Origin of the sequence: Paenibacillus amylolyticus (genome assembly GCF_051136285.1) — a bacterium.
GTDB classification, from domain to species: domain Bacteria; phylum Bacillota; class Bacilli; order Paenibacillales; family Paenibacillaceae; genus Paenibacillus; species Paenibacillus amylolyticus_F.
In genome coordinates, this window is the sequence record NZ_CP194938.1 from 5,087,432 (window position 1) to 5,106,781 (window position 19,350).

The following is a 19,350-nucleotide window of genomic DNA, read 5'->3' on the forward strand; positions in this document are numbered from 1 at the left end:
AGAAGTTCGAAAAGCTCTTACAATGTTCAGATCGGTTCAGTGGACCCCGCTATACTCAATCCCAAAGGGGGAACATAGAGTTAATCAATGTAAGAGGACTCATTGTAGAATCATAACTTTAGGAGGAGTATTACATTGTATAACAAACCAAATCGTTTTTTATTTGTGACGGATTGTCAAGCCAAGTGCGACAGTTCCTCTGAAAAGGATTCGTGAGCGGTTCTCCAGCTCAGGCATTTACGTGGTCTGTGATTGATCAAGTCCAGAGCGTTTTCTAGAGCCTCATCCGTGATTTGGGCAAAATCGGTCCCTTTGGGAAAAAACTCTCGCAGGAGGCCATTGGCATTTTCATTCGAGCCGCGTTGCCAGGAGGAATAGGGATCTGCAAAATATACCTGCACGCCATGAACGGCTTCCAGGCTGGTGTAACAGGCGAATTCCTTGCCACGGTCCGCGGTAGCGGTTTGAAACGCTCGGGCAGGATACTGCGAAGCCGCTACTCCAAAGGCAATCTCCATGGACAACGCAGTACGATCAGGCATACGAATCGCGGTATACAAGCGGGTCTTTCGTTCGATGAACGTGGCTACGCAGCCCTTGCTTTTCCCACGACCTGAAACCACCGTATCCAGTTCCCAATGGCCGAAGGTCTCCCGGTGACGAACCTCTTTCGGACGTTGAGAGATGGGCTTGCCCACAGCAAACTTGCCGCGTGTCTCTGCTGGCTTCTGCCGTTTCCCTTTGTGTCTGAGGATGGCAAGCACACCTTTCACCAGACGGCCGGTATAAAGCCAACGATAGATCGTTTTAAAACATACCATGGATTGACCCTCCTGACGCAATCGCTCTACGATCTGCTCTGGAGACCAGGTTGCGTGGAGCTTATCTTCAATGCGACTCGCCAGTTCTGAATTCCACTTCCCTGCGGAAACGGAGGCCTTACGGCGCTGGACATAGCCCTCTTGAGCGTTCTCCACGGCGTAGGGGTGTTCTACTGTATTTCGGCGGAGTTCCCGGCTAATGGTGGAATGATGTCTGCCAAGTTCTTTGGCAATCGCTCGGGTACTTCTCCCCTGCCGATGGAGGATTTCTAGCTTGCTGCGCTCAATTATGCTAAGATGTGTGTAGCTCATGGTGGATTCTCCTTGTGTGAATGTGGTGTAGGAACCTTCATTCTACACGAATCCGGCCATGGGCCATTTTTTATTTATTTCCAGTAGGTGTCGCACTTCATATTACAATCCGTCTTGTATTTAAAATATTCTCTATCGTATGCCTTACCTTTAGTATTACTCTCTATAACTTCGTTCCAAATCAGGCGTATGCGAGTTCGAATGTATCTATTCGTGTTATCAACGATCCGATAGGAAGTTATATCGATTCGACGGTCGGATTGCCTAACGGAAAAATTGGTCTCATGTATTACTCTAATAGTGGCAAAGAAATTTGGTACAAAGTTGTTAAGGCAGACGGAACTGTCGAATTTGACAAAAAACTGTTTGATTTTGGCTCGAATCGATCTTATAAAGTTTTCCCTTTCGCTACATCGACAGGGGATACAGTCATTCCATATATTGAGGATTTGGATAACTCTAATTCGGGCAGTGAGTATAAATATATGGTTGTCGATATGAACGGTAATGTGGGGAGTAGCTCATCGTTTGCGACATCAACCTACATGACTTATCCAACCGGCGCTGCCCTTCTTTCCAACGGTGGGGTGGCTATTACTTTTCATAGCGATACGCCCGGCTTATACGATTATGAATTGCAGTTTTACGACGCAAATAAAAGTCTGGTTCGTAAGGTGTTATTTCAGGATCGTATAAGCATCTATGAAAAATATTATCCTGTTATCGCAAACAATAACAATAGAGTTTTACTAACAAGTAAAACGGACTCGGGGTATCAGGCTACGTTATATGATAATAGCGGAAATAAAATAAAAGATGTGGTTAGTGGGGCAAATCTTATCGCTACAGTATTCCGAGCGATCAGACGGTAACGGAAGGTCAGACTCAGACGGCCACGTTCACCGTAATGGCAAGTGGAGACGCGCCGCTGAGCTACCAGTGGAAGAAGAATAGCACCGACATCACTGGGGCAACATCGTCTACGCTCACCGTTACCAATGCAAGCAGTGGATGCGGGCAGCTATACGGTAAAGGTGGCCAATACGGCGGGGAATGTAACGAGTAACGTCGCAGTGCTGACGGTAAACTCGGCATCACTACCCGGCCCGATTAGCCCAGCGACGGCGACGTTCGATAAAAACACAATGAACACAGCAGCTGGGTCCTACCGGGATGTTGAGACGACGATAAGCTTAAATGGCAACATGCTAATCAGCATCGCGAACGGTGCGACACTGCTGAGCGCGGGCACTGATTACACAGTCAGTGGGCCCACGGTGACGATAAAGAAAGAGTATTTGGCTACACAGCCTGTTGGCTTAACGACACTGACGTTGAATTTCAGCGCAGGAACAGCTCAGACATTGATGCTTACGGTGCGCGACACGACGGCATCAACCCCGATACCGTCAAATCCGACACCATCACCATCACCATCAACACTACCTTCAACACCACAAACCGTTCAGGTTGTTGAGAGGGCTGCTTCCAGCGGTAACTTTGAACTCGTTGTTCCCGCAATGGACTTCGCTGTTTACGCCTCTTATGGCGACAAAACTGTGGAAATAAGTAAATTCAATGCATATGTAGAGCGGACGATTGCGATCCCGGATGGCATCGATCCTAACAAGATAACGACAGGTGTGTTCGTGGAGCCGGATGGTACGGTACGTCACGTGCCGACGAAAGTTGTAAGAACGGACGACACGTATTTTGCCAAGATCAACAGTCTGACAAATAGCACGTACTCTATCGTGTGGCATCCGCTTGTGTTCAACGATGCCGCAAATCATTGGGCTAAAGAAGCGGTGAATGACATGGGATCGAGGATGGTTGTAAACGGCTTTGAAGAAGGAACTTTCAAGCCTAACCAGAACATGACAGGGGCAAGATGCTGCGACATTGCTCGGCCAATTCGTGGATGCGAATAAAGTTTCCATTTGGGCAAAAGCTGGTGTATCCGATACGTTGTTGGCAGGTATTGTAACCGGCCGGAACGGAAACATATTAGATTCAAAAGCTTATGTAACACTACAGCCCTTCAACTTCCTTTTTGGAAGTGAAGGGCTGTACATTTTTCTAATGATATAATTATCTCAGAATCGTAGTGGCCTGATTGCCCGCATAATCTTCAATAATCAGCTTCAATGAGCTGTTGCTGGACGCTGGCGTGAATGTCAGTTCACTGAGCTTTGTTCTACCCCGAATGATATACGGGAATTTCTGCGAAACGTAAGTGACTCCGAACTCGCGTGCCAACCCATTTTCATATACATAGATCTTGTACCAGTCTTCCAGATCCGGGAGGGCTAATGTGTACTTTCCATCTTTTACAGTGACCTTTTCCTTGGCGTATGGTGTAATCTGAAGATCTGCGAGCTGTCCGGTATGGGTTACCGGGTTCTGCCCGCCAATGGCGATGTTCAGCACGTAATGTTCACCATTGGTCGGAAGTCCGGTCAGGACGGCAGATTGTTTTCCTTTTTTGACCTGAAGTGACTTGGTGAAGGGTTCTTTCGTGTATTCGGTTTCAAGTGTGAGCTGAATTGACTCGTTGCCTTTACCTTTGTCTTTATTTTTATCCTTGTCCTTATCCGTATTCTTATCTGTGTCTATGCCTGATTCTTTTGCCTTTTTCGGGTTTTTCCAGCTTACGATAGCATCGCCATTCTTTTTGAATTTCACATCCATATTCTGAACAGATGCATTCAGATCGTATGGCAGGACGGTTGCTTCACTTTCGGTACCGGCTGCACCAACAGCGCGTATAGACAGTTCACCAGACGGCTGTTTTAGCGATTTGATATAAAAAGTAGAATCATACACGCCGCCTACATAGGCGCCATTTTCATATAAATTGTATTGTTTGACCTCTGAATAGTCTTTCATGTCCCATGCGACAACCAGTTCATCGGTGTTGGTCAGTGCTTTGGCAATATGGAATCCGGTCGGTGCATCCGGTACAGTCGCTGAACCGTCGGAAATGCGGATCTCGCCAATATTCATCTGGTAATTCTCAATCGTTTTGCCGTTCGGGTCAAAAGATAATCCCATAGCGGCAATGGTCTTTCCTTGATAGGCACTTAAATCCAGTGTAGCTGTCTTCCAGCCTTCTGTATGCTGGCCTGCATTAGGCACATTTACGTTGACCACGTTGGATGGATCATCTTCGAAGATCAACCCAACATGCAGGGAAGAAGCGTCGCTAGTGGACGGTTTGTTATACGTCAGCTCCAGTTTGGATTGTCCGTTGACGGACAGGTCGGTTTTGTACAGGCGCAGGAAGTTGTCCGCGTTCAGTGTACCGTTCACCACGAGAGAGCTGCCGCCATTGAATGCGCCAATAGAATCATAGTTGTACCTTGCGCCTTTCTCGTAAGATGGGCCATAGTCAAAATCAACATTGAGCTTGTCACCTTTACTATCCATCCACCATTGCCAAGTGACAGGGATATCCTGAATGTTGATATTGGACCATTCCTTGTCGTTTGAGACGGCGCCGTCTTCATAATATTTTAGACCATGACCCGTATTGAAGTTTGTTGCAAAATTAGAGCCGTTGATGACGGATCGCTCGGTAAGATATGCAGCGATTCCATCCCAGTTTGCGCCGGAAGCATACACATCCGACAGATTGGCAGACGCATTACGACGTGCATCTGTCGGGTCTTGATTTGGACCAGACCACCAGGCGCGATCACGTACAAAGGTCATCCACTGGTACTCATCCTCAGCTCGATGATTGGTACTGCCATCGCCCATCTCTTCATCCAAGGCGTTGTGGGTGAAGTCAGCACCGAGTGTCGCGATACTATTCATAGGCTGACCGTTCTCATCCAAGTTATGACGCAGGTCGTAGGACTGCTTCCAGCGGCCGAATTTGTCATGTCCACCTTCGACACCAGCAAATACGGTTTCCAGTGGATCCAATCCCAGGCTAAGAGCATGATCACGGGAATCGCGGAGCATCTTGTGGTTCCATACATAATTCAGGAAGATGGAATCCGAGACTCTGCCGAGAACAGAATCTTGTACAAAGGGGCTATTAAGCCCATTGAATTGGTTCTGGTATTGAATTTTACCTGTTGTATTGATGGTGGAATCATACCACTGAACGTACAGGCCTTTATCTCTTAGATATTTCATGAATTTCTTGTAGGAAGCGATATCCTCAGGGGCTACACCCCGGGCAACTTCTTCCTGATTGAAGAAATATCCATCGTAGTTATAGTATTCTGCCATCTCGGCCAGTTTCTCGGCCACAGGGAAATGACCGTTTTCATCCTGAATCAGCATTTGTTTGTAAGTCTGTGGTCCACGGTCATTGTCCGAGAAAAAGATGTTGGCAATCGACTTGACGCCATTTTTGTGGGCTGCATTGGTGTAGGCCGGATTCGGAATGTTCAAGATACCAAACTCAAAGTATTTCTCCGTCCACTCTTTACTCGGGTCATACAGCTCCTCAGGTACTCCCGCAGAGGCCATGCCGTGCCAATAGCTGTAGTAGTCTGTATATTGCCAATAATTAAACAGATACTGGCTGAATTCATTGGTATAAGGTGTGCTATCAAAGAATGCATTGCCGTAATCACCACTCATTGTGAACAGTTGGGTGTCCGGGCTGAGCTCAGGATATGCCTGTGTGGCAGCGAACGCTTCATTACGGGGCTGCAAGGGAACATGGGCACGAAGTAAATCGCCATGGATATCACTTTCCGGTGTCCAGTTCAGAATCTGGGCTGAGGTGTACCCGTGTTGATAGGGCTGATTTACTCCTTTAGCACTTTCACCGGTGTAGGGGAGTGTGTCTCCTGCATAAACGGATGATGCAACAACTTGTCCAAGCAGTGCCGTAGTCAGGATCATGGCAGTGACCTTAGGAATGATGCCTTTTGGTTTGAGTTTGCGTGTCATGCTGTTCCTCCTTCAAGTGGAATGAATGGTTGGTATTCTTTTACACAAAGCTAAACTTATGGTTAACGATAGTGGATGAAAGCGTTTTTAAATAGGGTGAAATTAAAGAATCGCGAGTACAAACTAAAGAAAAATTGCAGGTGACAAGTTAATGTCAGAAGCCTGGTGATATAATTCAATATAAATTGAACTAATCATTTACACGATAACGGAGAGGGAAGAAAAAACCTGAAAAAGCGAAGCTACAAGCTTTCTGCAAGAAAGCTGCATCGGAAGCATACGCTATCACCGGATTTTCCCTTGGGAAAAGAGAATCGAAAAAATCTGGGGATAACAGCGATTGGAAGGTTATTCTGTCATCGTAGTGTCAGTGTAAATATCTTTAGTTCAACTTATATAGTCAGGAAAACAGCATCGGAGGGAACATGCGACTTGAAAATTGTTAGCGTTTACAATAATTTCTTCAAAAATAATATGTTTATGAAAATGCTGCTGATCTTCTCGATGATATCGATTGTCACGATCATTACGTTGTCTTATATCATCTTCCTGTCGGTGTCCGACTCCACGATTCGCCGGGAACTGGCGATCCAGAAAGCGGCGATGGAACATGTGGATCGAACCATTCATCAGCAGTATGAATCGGTACAAAACATGGTGAGGGACATGCATCAGAATGAGGCACTCTCGGCCAACATTACTTACCTGATGAATCATTCGTATGCTGAATATGTTCAGCACATGACCAATGGATATTACGCCAATCAGGACGACTATTCGGCCGATGTATTGAAACATTTTCAGAACATTATGGATCGTAATTCGCAGATTAACCAACTCATGTTGTATAGCGCTGAGCAGCAGAACCTGTCTACCTTTAATCAACACAAGCAGTTCCGCAAGCTGGACACCAACATAGCTCATTCCTATATTCCTGACGTGATGGCGATGGAAACGCCCAATATCAGTGCACCCAATTACTGGATTCGCAAAGAGATCAATCAATGGGACCCTGCGCTCTATTCCATCCGCGTACCAATTAACAATACACAGACTCTTCGGAATCTGGGCCAATTTCTTGTTTTCTTTGACTCGGAGGGAATCGGTAACGCGCTGGATAACTACGAGAGTAATCTCAAGGGAGAAATCGTGGTGTTATCGGCGAAAGGTACAGTGTTATTTGACTCCAACAATCATTATTACGGGAAGAAGTACCCCTACGTGAATGTGGCCGATTCCCTGTTTGATCAGACGGATATGGATTCGATGAAAAAGGAGCAGAACATGTACGTGAACAAGTTTGTCTCCGCGGATCAGGGTTATGTGGTCATTGGCACCGTTCCGGTAGAAGAGATGGCTGAAACCTATGCGGGCATTCGCAATACCATCATCTCGATCAGTATTGTGTGTATTCTGTTTGCCGTGTTGGTTCCGGCGTTTTTCATCATTAACTTTGCCAAACGAACCCGTCGAATTATTCGCTTCACGCAAAAAGTGAAATATGGCAACTTGACGGCTCGCATCGACGATCCGCGTGATGATGAACTGGGGCAGATCTCACATAGCTTCAACGATATGCTGGACGAGCTGAATCTGTATATTGAACGGGTCTACAAAGCCGAGATCAAACAGAAGGAGACCGAGCTGGTCGCATTACAGGCGCGCATCAATCCTCATTTTCTCTACAATACGCTTGAAGTGATTCGGATGAGGGCGATATCCCAAGGGGCGAGAGATGTTGGCGAGATGATCTACAGCCTATCCGTATTGTTCAAGAGCCTGGTACAGCAAAAGAAAAATTATACGCTGAAGGATGAGATGGAAGCTTGCCGCTTGTATCTGGAGTTATTCCGAATCCGCTACAAGGATATTTTCATATATACGATCCAGATCGATGCTGCTTATTATCAACACCCTGTGGTCAAACTTTCGCTGCAACCCATCATTGAGAATTATGTCGTACATGGCATTCAGACAGAACGTTCGGATAACCGATTATCGATTGTTGTGGAAGAGACAGATGATGTGGTGCAAGTGGAAGTCAAAGATAATGGCAAAGGCATTGATCCGGCACGCCTGACGGAAATCCTTGAAGAACTGGAACGTCCTGAAGAGTCTGGTCAGATGTTCGGGCTGCGCAGTGTCCATAGTCGATTGCGCTTCCTGTATGGGCCAGAGTGCGGTATCACCATAGAGAGTACCCTCGGAGAAGGAACACGGATCAGGGTACGTTATCCACTTACAGAAGGGAAAGGTGTTTAACATGTACAAGGTGTTTATTGTGGACGATGAGCCATTCATCATTGAAGGCTTATACGATATTGTGGATTGGTCTTCGTTTGGAATGGAAATTGTGAGTCATGCAGGTAATGGACAGGCAGCGTTACATGCGCTATCCTCTCAGCCTGTGGACATTCTGATCACGGATATATCGATGCCGCTCATGAATGGTCTTGACCTGATTCGGGAAGCAAGACGGTTGCAACCTGAGATTAAGGTCATTATCCTCAGCGGTTTCAATGAGTTCGAATATCTGAAGGAAGGCATGCAGCTGGGTATCGAAAATTATCTGCTTAAACCGATTAATGTGGAGGAATTGGAATCCACGCTGAGCAACACAGCTTCCAAGCTGGATCATACGGTATCACCTCAAGCCGATGATGCGTATGGCATCCAGATTCTGAAAGATAATATTCTTCATCGATGGCTTACGGGACAGATTGCAGCTACCGAATTTGAAGAACGTGCCCAGTTGATGAACCTTTCGCTGGATGCACCTGACGTTGCTGTAGCCATCCTGCGTGACAAAGGGCAAGTACCCGGCATGTTTGAACGTGTAGAAGAGATGATTAGAGACAGACGCCATCTGAACGTATTTCATGATATCGATGGAGACATCGTCATTATTGCCAATATTCAGGGTACGAGTGACGAGGAACGGAAGTTGATGGATGGCCTTCAGGCATTATCTGATGAGATAACCGTAACCCATCCGGCGGCACGCATTGGAGCAGGCAGATTGATGAAAGGGTTATACCATGCGCCGACCAGTTATGCCGAGGCCAAAAAAGCACTCCAGTATGTGATGATTTATCCCGACCTTAAAGTCATCGACCACGCCATACTGGAAAGGTGCGGAAGTTCAACGGCGACCTTTTTCATTGATTGGAGGGAATACGCCAAACTCATTCTGTCCCGCAATACAGAACAACTTACCGACCGGATTCGCATGGATTTTGAACAGCATCGCGATGGGCTTACGCCTGGTGAGTTACAGAATACCGCACTGGAAGTTGTAATTCGCTTCAAAATGGAACTGGAGAGCATCAAACACTCGGATGAGTCTGCCATATACCAACATGGGCTTCAACTTGTACTGGACAGTGGCACTTTTGATGAACTCGTGCGGGCGCTTCAGCAGGTTGGGTCGCAGACCATCCAATCCCTATTGCAGGATCTGAAAAATCCAATTGTGAACCAGGTGCTTCAGCATATCGACAAACACTACGCAGAAGAGCTTTCCCTGAAGCTGCTGGGTGCCCACTATCATCTGCATCCGGTGTATTTGGGACAATTGTTCCATAAGGAGACCGGAGAGACGTTTGCCGAATATATCAACAAATACCGGATTGAACGTGCGAAGGAGCAGCTACGTAATTCCAATCTGAAGGTACATGAGATCGCCCGAAATGTAGGTTACTGGGAGACGGGATATTTCTATAAACAGTTCCGCAAATATGTGGGAATTTCACCGACGGATTACAAGGTGTTTGGTTAATTCGGTGACGGGTAGATCCAACTATGCGGACAGAGAGCCAAGAGACATATCGGGAACAGGAATGGCATGGATGAAAATCATGGCATACGTTACCCGGCATGTCTCTTTCATGTAAGCGATTTATTTAAATAGGTACAAAATAGTTGTCCACGGACGATTTCTCTTTAATTTGTACCTCGAAAACTTAAGTTTATCTTCTTTTTGTAAATGCTTTCATTCGATAAGGTTAAAGCAGTTAGTAAGTAGAGCCTAAGGGAACACGAAAAGGGAGGATCAAAGAAATGAGTAAACAAAGAAAACGCTTATCGCTCGTTCTTGCATTGTTAATGGCCGTTACACTTGTTCTTAGTGCCTGTGGAGGAAGCAAAGATGCTTCAGAATCCGGGGGAGCTGGAGATGACGCGGTAGAGTTGATCTGGTATACCATTGGTACCCCTCAGAAAGACGTCAACAAAGTGATGGAAGAAGTGAGCAAGTATACCAAAGAGAAAATTAATGCCACGGTAACGATGAAGATGGTTGACTGGGGTGACTACCCGCAGAAGATGCAGGTTAACGTAGCATCCGGTGAGCCAATGGACATTCTGTTCACCTCTTCTGGTGGATTCGATTATGTACAAAATGCCAGAAAAGGTGCGTTCCTTGAACTGGATGACTTGCTTGCTGAATACGGTCAGGATATCACCAAGACCATTGATCCTGCATTCCTCAGCGGTTCCAAGGTAGATGGACACAATTACGGAATTCCAGCCAACAAAGAGTTGCCACAACAAGAGGTATGGCGCTTTAACCAAATGCTGGTTGATAAATACAAGCTGGACATCTCTGGCGTTCGTACGTTAGACAGTCTGGAGCCTCTGCTCAAAGCAATTAAGGAAAACGAGGCGAGTGTAACACCATTTGCCATGGATAAAAACTATGTTCCTTATGTGCCTTATGACTATGTCATTCAGAATCTGCCAATGGCAATCAAGCTGGATACAACAGACTATAAGCTTGTAAACATACTGGAAACGCCTGAAATGAAAGAAGCACTTACCACGATGCACAAATACTACAAGGCTGGTTATGTATCGGCAGAAGCGGCAACTACAGGTTCTACCAATGATCTGACAACATCGGGTAACTGGTTCCTGGATCGTGCACAGACTCAGCCGCTCGCGGACAATCAATGGTCTGCAAGTTACGGTTATCAAGTTGTTTCAACACCTGCAAGTGAAGCAATTATAACGAATACATCTGTACAAGGCTCCATTATGGCCATCTCTGCTAACTCGGAATATCCAGAGAAAGCGATGGAATTCCTGAACCTGCTGAATACAGATCCTGTGCTGCGTAATATGGTGGACTCCGGTATCGAGGGCACACACTACAAAAAAGTGGATAACACACATATGAAAAATCTACCTGAATCGAAAAACTACGATATGCCTTCATACTCCCTTGGGAACAATATGCTGCTCTATCTGAACAGCAATGATCCGGATAACAAATGGGATGAGTTCAAGAAATTTAACGCTGAAGGTGTAAATTCCCCGATCCTCAGCTTTAACTTTGATGCAAGCAATGTATCGTCCGAACTGACGGCGGTACAGAACGTGAAAGAGCAATATTGGGCAGCGCTGATGACAGGTACACTGGACCCGGCAGCCAATCTGGATCAAGTGATTGAGAAGTTCAATCAAGCCGGACTGGAGAAAGTAATGGCTGAAGCCCAAAGCCAGCTGGATGCCTGGAGAGTGGAAAACAAGTAACAGTACATCGTAAGGATCGGGCGGCTGCTTATCGCGTCCGGTCCTTTTTCATTCAAGCCTGAAGGAGGAACTCCACAATGACTACATTTTTGAAAAACCTGATTAGAAACCGAGTCATGCTGCTCATGGTGCTGCCAGGCGCCATCTGGTTCTTCTTCTTCTCCTACTTGCCACTTGTGGGCACAGTGGCTGCTTTCAAAGAATATCGGTTCAGCCGTGAAGGGTTCTGGGCAAGTCTGATGAAGAGTGAATGGGTTGGCTGGGACAATTTCAAATTCCTGTTCAGCACAAGTGACGCATGGCTCATTACACGCAACACCCTCTTTTATAACATCGCCATTATCTTCCTGGGACTGGTATTTGCTGTAGCATTGGCAATCCTGCTCTCGGAACTCGTGAATAAACGACTCGCCAAACTGTATCAAACCGGCATGTTTCTGCCGTATTTTCTATCCTGGGTTATCGTTGGTTACTTCGCATTCAGCTTCTTGAGCATGGATCGCGGGATGTTGAATCAGATTATCGGCTGGTTCGGGATGGAACCAATTCAGTGGTACTCCGAGGCGAAATATTGGCCGTATATTCTGGTGTTCGTAGCGTTATGGAAAACCATAGGTTATAGCAGCGTTGTCTATCTGGCTTCCATACTGGGGATTGATAAATCACTGTATGAAGCAGCCATGATTGATGGAGCAAGCAAATGGCAGCAGATTCGCAATATTACGATTCCGTTGCTGTCGCCCATCATCACGATTATGACCTTGCTGGCCGTAGGCCGCATTTTCTATGCCGACTTTGGACTCTTCTATCAGGTGCCAAGGGATTCGGGTACGCTTTATTCTGTGACCAATGTTATTGATACGTATGTATATCGAGGTTTGAAAACTAGTGGTGAGATTGGCATGAGTACAGCAGCGGGATTGTATCAATCCGTGGTGGGCTTTGTGCTTGTTATTATTTCCAACTATGTTGTTCGCAAAGTAGATAAAGACAGCAGCCTATTCTAGGACAGGGAAAGGAGTGAACCACTATGGCTCAAGCAGGGCTTGTTAAAAAACGCGACTTCCACCACGTATCCAACGGCTGGAACGTGATCATGAACATCATCGCCGGTCTATTCGCTCTGATCTGTGTATTTCCTTTTATATTTGTAGTCATCATCTCGTTTACAGACGAGAAAGCACTGGCCCGTGATGGGTATCGTCTGATTCCGGCAGAATGGAGTCTCGCGGCATATCAGTTTGTCTGGCAGAGTGGGGACACGCTGCTGCGGGCGTATGGAGTTACCATTCTGGTGACGGTACTTGGTACCATCATCAGTCTGATTCTCATGTCGCTATATGCGTATGCGATTTCCCGCAAGAGCTTCAGATATCGGAGATTTTTCTCCATCTTTGCGATTCTGACCATGTTGTTCAACGGCGGGATGATTCCAACCTATATGGTCGTATCCCAGTTGCTTGGGTTGAAAGATACGTTATGGGCACTGATTCTGCCGCTGGCGATGAATGCCTTCTATATTATGATCCTGCGTACATTCTACTCCACCAGTGTACCGGATGCAGTCATTGAATCGGCGAAGATTGATGGCGCCGGTGAGTTCTATACCTTTATGAAAATCGTGATTCCACTCTCCTTGCCGGGACTTGCAACCATCGGGTTGTTCAGTACACTCGGTTACTGGAATGATTGGTTCAATGCGCTGTTATACATCGATAATCCGAATCTGGTACCGCTGCAATCCATGCTGATGCGGATTGAGTCGAGCATCCAGTTTATCCAGCAGAACTCTGCTAACAGTTCGATGAGTCTTGCAGCCATGCAGTCCATTCCGCAGGATACGTCCCGAATGGCGATGGTTGTGCTTGCTACGTTGCCGATTATATTCGCTTATCCGTTCTTCCAGCGTTATTTCGTACAGGGTCTGACGGTGGGCGCGGTCAAAGAATAACCGGATCACGTTATAGGATTGGAGAGAAGCAGATTGATGACTTATAAGGACCAAAGCAAATCCGTAGAGGAACGGGTACAACACCTGCTTAGCTTGATGACTACGGAAGAAAAGGTAGGCCAACTTACGCAGCCATTTGGCTGGCAGACCTATACGAATGATCAAGGGAACATCACGTTAAATGATTCCTTTAAACAGCAAGTGGAAAATGGGGGCATCGGCTCCCTCTACGGTGCGCTTCGGGCAGACCCTTGGACTGGCGTTACGCTGGAAAATGGATTATCCGCCAGAGAAGGCGCTGAGGCGGTCAATCTGATTCAACGTTATGCGATAGAACATTCCAGATTGGGGATTCCCATTCTGATCGGTGAAGAGTGCTCGCATGGTCATATGGCCATTGACGGAACGGTCTATCCAGTTCCCCTTTTGTTGGGGAGCACCTGGAATGTGGATCTTTATCGGGAGATGTGCCAGGCAGTAGCAAGGGAGACGCGTGCCCAAGGTGGTGCGGTCACCTATTCTCCGGTACTGGATGTTGTGCGTGATCCGCGCTGGGGACGTACGGAGGAATGTTTTGGTGAAGATCCGTTTCTCATTGGAGAGCTGGCAGTTGCTTCCGTGGAAGGACTTCAGGGTGAAAGTCTGGAACGAGGAGATACAGTAGCGGCAACGCTGAAACATTTTGTTGGTTACGGCAGCTCCGAAGGGGGACGTAATGCAGGGCCAGTACATATGGGCTGGCGCGAACTGCTGGAAGTGGATCTGTATCCATTCCGCAAAGCGGTGGAAGCTGGCGCTGCGTCGATCATGCCAGCGTACAACGAAATTGATGGCACGCCTTGCACCGTGAATACGGAATTGCTGGAAGATGTATTGCGTAAGGATTGGGGATTTGACGGTCTGGTCATTACGGATTGTGGTGCGATCAACATGCTGGCAAGTGGGCATGATGTCACAGCAGATGGAATGGAAGCTTCCGTACAGGCGATTGTGGCAGGCATCGATATGGAAATGTCCGGTGAGATGTTTGGGCAATATCTGGTGCAGGCGGTGGCAGGAGGTAAACTTGATGTGCAGGTTCTGGATCAGGCTGTCTCTCGTGTGCTGGCGTTGAAGTTCAGACTGGGCTTATTCGAACAGCCTTACGTGGATGCCGATCGCGCAGCGGAAGTGATTGGCAGTGAACAGCATATTCAACTGGCACGGCAGTTGGCTGCGGAAGGGGTTGTGCTGCTCAAAAATGAGGCTGACACGTTACCTCTATCAATAGCAAATGTGGGCCGGATTGCCGTCATTGGTCCCAATGCGGATCAGGCCTACAATCAACTAGGTGATTACACATCTCCGCAACCGAAGTCGAAAGTGGCGACCGTACTGGATGGGATTCGCAGTAAGCTGGCTAGTCATGTGGATGGGCAAACGGAGAAGAGTTCTGTTGGTTCTTTAACTGGTGACAGCAGTACAGATCAGGTTCTTTATACACCAGGCTGCCGGATCAAAGGTGATTCAAAAGAAGGATTCGAGCGTGCCCTTGAAGTTGCCAACCAGGCAGATACAGTCATTATGGTGGTTGGTGGTTCCAGTGCACGTGACTTTGGAGAAGGAACGATTGATCTGAAAACGGGTGCTTCCAATGTATCGGATAACTCCTGGAATGATATGGAGTGCGGCGAAGGGATCGACCGGATGACGTTGGGTCTTGCCGGAGTACAGTTGGAACTCATTCAGGAGATTCACAAGCTCGGCAAGAAGCTTGTCGTTGTTTACATTAATGGTCGTCCCATCACTGAACCTTGGGTGGATGAACATGCCGATGCCATTCTGGAGGCGTGGTATCCGGGTCAAGAGGGCGGGCATGCCATTGCAGATATTTTATTCGGTGATGTGAATCCGTCAGGCAAATTGACGATCTCCATTCCAAAGCATGTCGGCCAATTACCGATCTATTATAACGGCAAACGTTCCCGAGGCAAGCGTTACCTCGAAGAGGATCTGGAGCCTCGTTATGCATTTGGATACGGACTGAGTTATACCACATATGAGTACAGTGAACTGAAGCTGAGTGCTGCATCCATGACAGCCGGTGAGTCAGTTACGGTATCGGTGAATGTGACCAACACCGGCCTTTATGCAGGTGCAGAAGTTGTACAGATGTACATCTCTGACGTGGTCAGCTCACTAACTCGTCCGGCCAAGGAACTGAAGGGGTTTGCAAAAGTGAACCTGGAGCCAGGAGAGACACAGACCGTGGAATTCCACATCGGGGCCGAGCAACTGCAGTATATTGGTCGTGATTTGAAGCCTGTCGTTGAACCGGGACAATTCCATATTCATATCGGCAGCAGCGTAAACGATACGCAAACGACCGAACTGACCGTAAGGGAGGCGTAAGACGTTGGAACGTATCAGACGATTTATTCGCGAGTTGTCCGAACATCAGTGGCTGGAGCAATTGCAGCTGCGCAGCTGGAACATTACCCGCGCATATTACAATGTGCCAGGACAGTATGAGGATCAGGGTGAGTACCCGGAAGGCCAAGATTTTGAGCGTTTTCCGAGCAAACAGGGAACGACTTATTTTTTTAGAACACGTCTGGAGATCCCTGCTACATGGCAGCAAACACCTTATGGGCTTGTATTTGAAACAGGGGGAGAAGGTTTGCTTCGGGTAAATGGGCACTCTTATCAGGGCCTTGACCGCAATCATACCTACGTCACGCTTGATCCATCCAAAGTCGGAAACGCTCCAGAACTTGAGATTGAGATGTTTGACCCGGTACCTGAACCTGTGGACCCGTTGAATCAACAGGCGGTTATTCAGCCACCAATCACATCAATTACGAGCCTGCTGGTGAGACCCAATGAAGCGGTTCGTAGTCTGATGTATACCGTCATTATTGTGCGTGATTCGGCTGTGTTGCTACCGGAAAGTGACTTTCGGCGGGTTCGCCTGTTAGAACTGGTATATCGTGCGATGGATCAATTTGTAGGCATGTCAGCAGAAGAGATTGAGCAGGGAGAGGGTATTCCTCAGATTGAGAATAATCTGAAGCATCATGTACGTGAGATTGGCGGCAACGCAGAAGGTCTGGAGCATATGGTGGGACAATCCCATATTGATATTGCTTGGCTGTGGCCTGTACGTGAGACGGTACGCAAAACGAGCCGTACCTTCTCCACCGTGGATGCACTCATGAATGAATATCCTGACTATGTGTATTCCCAAAGCCAACCTTTGTTATATGCATTTTTGAAAGAGCATGACCCTGAGCTGTACGCGAGGGTGAAGCAGCGGATTACAGAAGGTCGCTGGGAGCTGGTTGGCGGCATGTGGGTTGAGCCGGATCTGAACATCCCGAGTGGGGAGTCCCTGATTCGCCAGATGTTATATGGTCAGCGTTTCTATATGGAGGAGTTTGGCAAAACATCACAGATTGAATGGCTACCGGATACGTTTGGGTATTGTGCCTCCCTGCCACAGATTTTGAAGCATGGCAATGTGGAATATTTCATGACAACAAAGCTCGGATGGAACGACACAAATGTGTTTCCATACGATCTCTTCCACTGGGTGGGCATTGACGGCACACCGATCCTGTCTTACCTCAATCATGGGGTTAACGAGCATACGTTGCCGAAGGACATTCATGATCACTGGCAGTCCTACCGTGAGAAAGCGGCTCATCCGGAGCATATGCTTCTATACGGACACGGAGATGGCGGAGGCGGGGTAACACGCGAGATGCTGGAGTATGTGGATCGCGCAGACCTGATGGTTGGGCAGCCTGCAAGTCGATATAGCACAGCTGGAGCTTTCTTTGCCGGAATCGAAAAAGAACAGCCTGTACTTCCGAAGTGGCATGGTGATCTGTATCTGGAGTTACATCGGGGAACCTACACGACACATGCGCGTAACAAGCGCAACAATCGGAAAGCGGAGGTTCTGTATCGTGAAGCTGAGCTGTGGAATACACTCGCTCTGCCAGATATGGAGGCAGATGCAGAAGCTGAAGTGCGTTCGAATCTGCATGAAGGCTGGAAATTAATTTTGCTGAATCAATTCCACGATATTATACCGGGATCGGCGATTACGGAGTCCTACGTCACTTCGAATGAGGAATATGTACAGGTATTTGAATTGGGCAGAACCGGACTGGATCAAGGCATTGCAGCATTGACCACGGGTATCAACACAGAGGGACCGGAGGGTTCAGTAGCCTATGTTGTATTCAACAGCCTGGGCTGGAAACGGAGTGCAGTCGTTCAACTTCCTGTGCAGGATGGCTTGGATCGCTACGGCATCGATGAAAAAGGCCAGCGCTTGCGGATGGATCGGGAGGATGGCAGCATGTCTATTCTCGTGACGGACATTCCGGCGTTTGGATATAAGACGATTTGGCTGGTAGCGGAAAATACAAGGGAAACGAATGTACGGGAAATGAAGACCCTTGCCGCACAACCAACCTTTAACGATACATGGGATACCGCCCTTTATCATGTGCAATTCAATGAACGTGGGGAGATCACCCGTCTGTGGGATAAAACCGCAGAGCGTGAGATGCTGAAGCCGGGTGAACGAGGCAATCAACTTCACTTTTTCCACGATCGTCCGACGCTCTGGGATGCATGGGATATCGACAGTCGTTATGAAGAACAGATTGCTGGCGAAGTGGAGCTGTTGGAGAAAAAGCTGGTGCTGGCGGGTGCAACGAAGGATGTCTTACACTTCCGCTGGAAGCTACATCAATCGGAAATCACACAAGATATCGTCTTTTATCATGACTCACGGCGAATTGATTTCCAGACACAGGTGAACTGGAACGAAAATCACAAACTTCTGAAAGTTGGTTTCCCGATTGATGTGGTGACTTCCAAGGCCACATTTGAAATTCCATTTGGCGCACTGGAACGCCCAACACATCGCAATACAAGCTGGGAACAAGCGCAGTATGAAGTCTGTGGACATCGCTTCGCGGATGTATCCGAATATGGATACGGCGTGAGCCTGCTCAACGACTGCAAGTACGGGTATGACGTGCAGGGAAGTACCATTCGTTTGTCCTTACTTCGTGCACCAAAATGGCCGGATCGCACAGCCGATCTGGGAGAACATGAATTCACCTATTCCCTGTATCCACACGACGGAGACTGGAGAACAGCACACACCGTACGTCAGGCCGCCGAGTTAAATCATGAGGTGACGGTACAGCAGGTGAAACAAGTGCAACAGACGGATCAGATACAACAAGGACAGCAAAGGGAGCAGGTACAGCAAAGCACAGGGACTGGAGTCCATCCAATTGCAGATGCAACTGCAAATGCCGCACCTGTACGCCCGGCAACCGGAGCATGGATTGATTTTGATAGTAACCATGTCATTCTGGATACCGTCAAAATGGCAGAGGATGGACAAGGCACTGTGCTGCGTTTCTATGAATCATCAGGCAAACGCGAAAACATCACGTTGCAATGGCCGCATGCCTTTGAGCAAGCCTATCACTCTAACGCACTAGAAGAACCGATCCAACCACTGGCCCATACCAATGGCCAGATTACATTATCTTTTAAACCTTACCAAATACAAACCGTGCTACTGCGGTAAACCTTTTTGAAATATTTTTGAGCTATACATGTCAAGCTCTTTATTCACACGTTAACGGAGAGGACAGAAATAACCAGAAGAAGCGAAGCGTTCGCCTTTATCCCCAGATTTTACCCTTTAGAAAAGGGAAACAAAAAAAATCTGGGGATAACAGCGATCGGAAGGTTATTCTGTCATCGTAGTGGTCTAGTGTGAATGTTCTCAGCTTGATCCTGTAT

The 19,350-nt window shown here is 47.4% G+C and carries 12 protein-coding genes; 10 read left to right on the plus strand and 2 right to left on the minus strand.

Going from position 1 to position 19,350, the window contains the following annotated elements; all coding sequences use genetic code 11:
* Positions 1 to 176 precede the first annotated feature (176 nt).
* The gene (locus ACR8BL_RS22170; RefSeq protein WP_221791739.1) at positions 177 to 1,133 is read right to left on the minus strand and encodes an IS30 family transposase; all 957 of its coding nucleotides are present in this window, start codon (positions 1,131 to 1,133) and stop codon (positions 177 to 179) included.
* A 260-nt stretch (positions 1,134 to 1,393) separates the two neighbouring features.
* Here ACR8BL_RS22170 and ACR8BL_RS22175 point away from each other — a divergent pair, with 260 nt between their 5' ends.
* From ACR8BL_RS22175 to ACR8BL_RS22185, 3 genes are read left to right on the plus strand one after another with little or no spacing between them, the layout of a single operon-like run.
* Entirely contained in the window at positions 1,394 to 2,005 is a 612-nt protein-coding gene (locus ACR8BL_RS22175) for a hypothetical protein (protein ID WP_434758271.1), read from the plus strand.
* A gap of 35 nt (positions 2,006 to 2,040) precedes the next feature.
* The gene (locus ACR8BL_RS22180; RefSeq protein ID WP_434749551.1) at positions 2,041 to 2,199 is read left to right on the plus strand and encodes a hypothetical protein; all 159 of its coding nucleotides are present in this window, start codon (positions 2,041 to 2,043) and stop codon (positions 2,197 to 2,199) included.
* Positions 2,132 to 3,064 carry a X2-like carbohydrate binding domain-containing protein gene (locus ACR8BL_RS22185; protein ID WP_434749552.1) on the plus strand — a complete coding sequence of 311 codons (933 nt, stop codon included), beginning with the start codon at positions 2,132 to 2,134 and terminating at the stop codon, positions 3,062 to 3,064. Before ACR8BL_RS22180 ends, ACR8BL_RS22185 begins: the two co-directional genes overlap by 68 nt.
* 160 nt (positions 3,065 to 3,224) lie before the next feature.
* On the opposite strand, the gene ACR8BL_RS22190 is transcribed toward ACR8BL_RS22185, so the two are convergent.
* The gene (locus ACR8BL_RS22190; RefSeq protein ID WP_434749553.1) at positions 3,225 to 6,047 is read right to left on the minus strand and encodes an endo-beta-N-acetylglucosaminidase; all 2,823 of its coding nucleotides are present in this window, start codon (positions 6,045 to 6,047) and stop codon (positions 3,225 to 3,227) included.
* Positions 6,048 to 6,479: 432 nt separating this feature from the next.
* Between ACR8BL_RS22190 and ACR8BL_RS22195 the strand changes: the two genes are divergently transcribed.
* From ACR8BL_RS22195 to ACR8BL_RS22225, 7 genes are all read left to right on the plus strand, one after another.
* Positions 6,480 to 8,309 carry a sensor histidine kinase gene (locus tag ACR8BL_RS22195; RefSeq protein WP_434749554.1) on the plus strand — a complete coding sequence of 610 codons (1,830 nt, stop codon included), beginning with the start codon at positions 6,480 to 6,482 and terminating at the stop codon, positions 8,307 to 8,309.
* A 1-nt stretch (position 8,310) separates the two neighbouring features.
* The gene (locus tag ACR8BL_RS22200) at positions 8,311 to 9,825 is read left to right on the plus strand and encodes a response regulator (protein WP_434749555.1); all 1,515 of its coding nucleotides are present in this window, start codon (positions 8,311 to 8,313) and stop codon (positions 9,823 to 9,825) included.
* A 281-nt stretch (positions 9,826 to 10,106) separates the two neighbouring features.
* Complete coding sequence (locus ACR8BL_RS22205; RefSeq protein ID WP_434749556.1) at positions 10,107 to 11,579, plus strand: ABC transporter substrate-binding protein; 1,473 nt, start codon at positions 10,107 to 10,109, stop codon at positions 11,577 to 11,579.
* A 77-nt stretch (positions 11,580 to 11,656) separates the two neighbouring features.
* Complete coding sequence (locus ACR8BL_RS22210) at positions 11,657 to 12,586, plus strand: ABC transporter permease (protein WP_036605780.1); 930 nt, start codon at positions 11,657 to 11,659, stop codon at positions 12,584 to 12,586.
* A 23-nt stretch (positions 12,587 to 12,609) separates the two neighbouring features.
* Complete coding sequence (locus tag ACR8BL_RS22215) at positions 12,610 to 13,530, plus strand: carbohydrate ABC transporter permease (protein WP_434749557.1); 921 nt, start codon at positions 12,610 to 12,612, stop codon at positions 13,528 to 13,530.
* 36 nt (positions 13,531 to 13,566) lie between these two features.
* Positions 13,567 to 15,921 (plus strand): glycoside hydrolase family 3 N-terminal domain-containing protein, encoded by a 2,355-nt coding sequence (locus ACR8BL_RS22220; protein WP_434753210.1) that lies wholly within the window; start codon positions 13,567 to 13,569, stop codon positions 15,919 to 15,921.
* Between the two features lie 4 nt (positions 15,922 to 15,925).
* Complete coding sequence (locus ACR8BL_RS22225) at positions 15,926 to 19,132, plus strand: alpha-mannosidase (RefSeq protein ID WP_434749558.1); 3,207 nt, start codon at positions 15,926 to 15,928, stop codon at positions 19,130 to 19,132.
* Positions 19,133 to 19,350 lie beyond the last annotated feature (218 nt).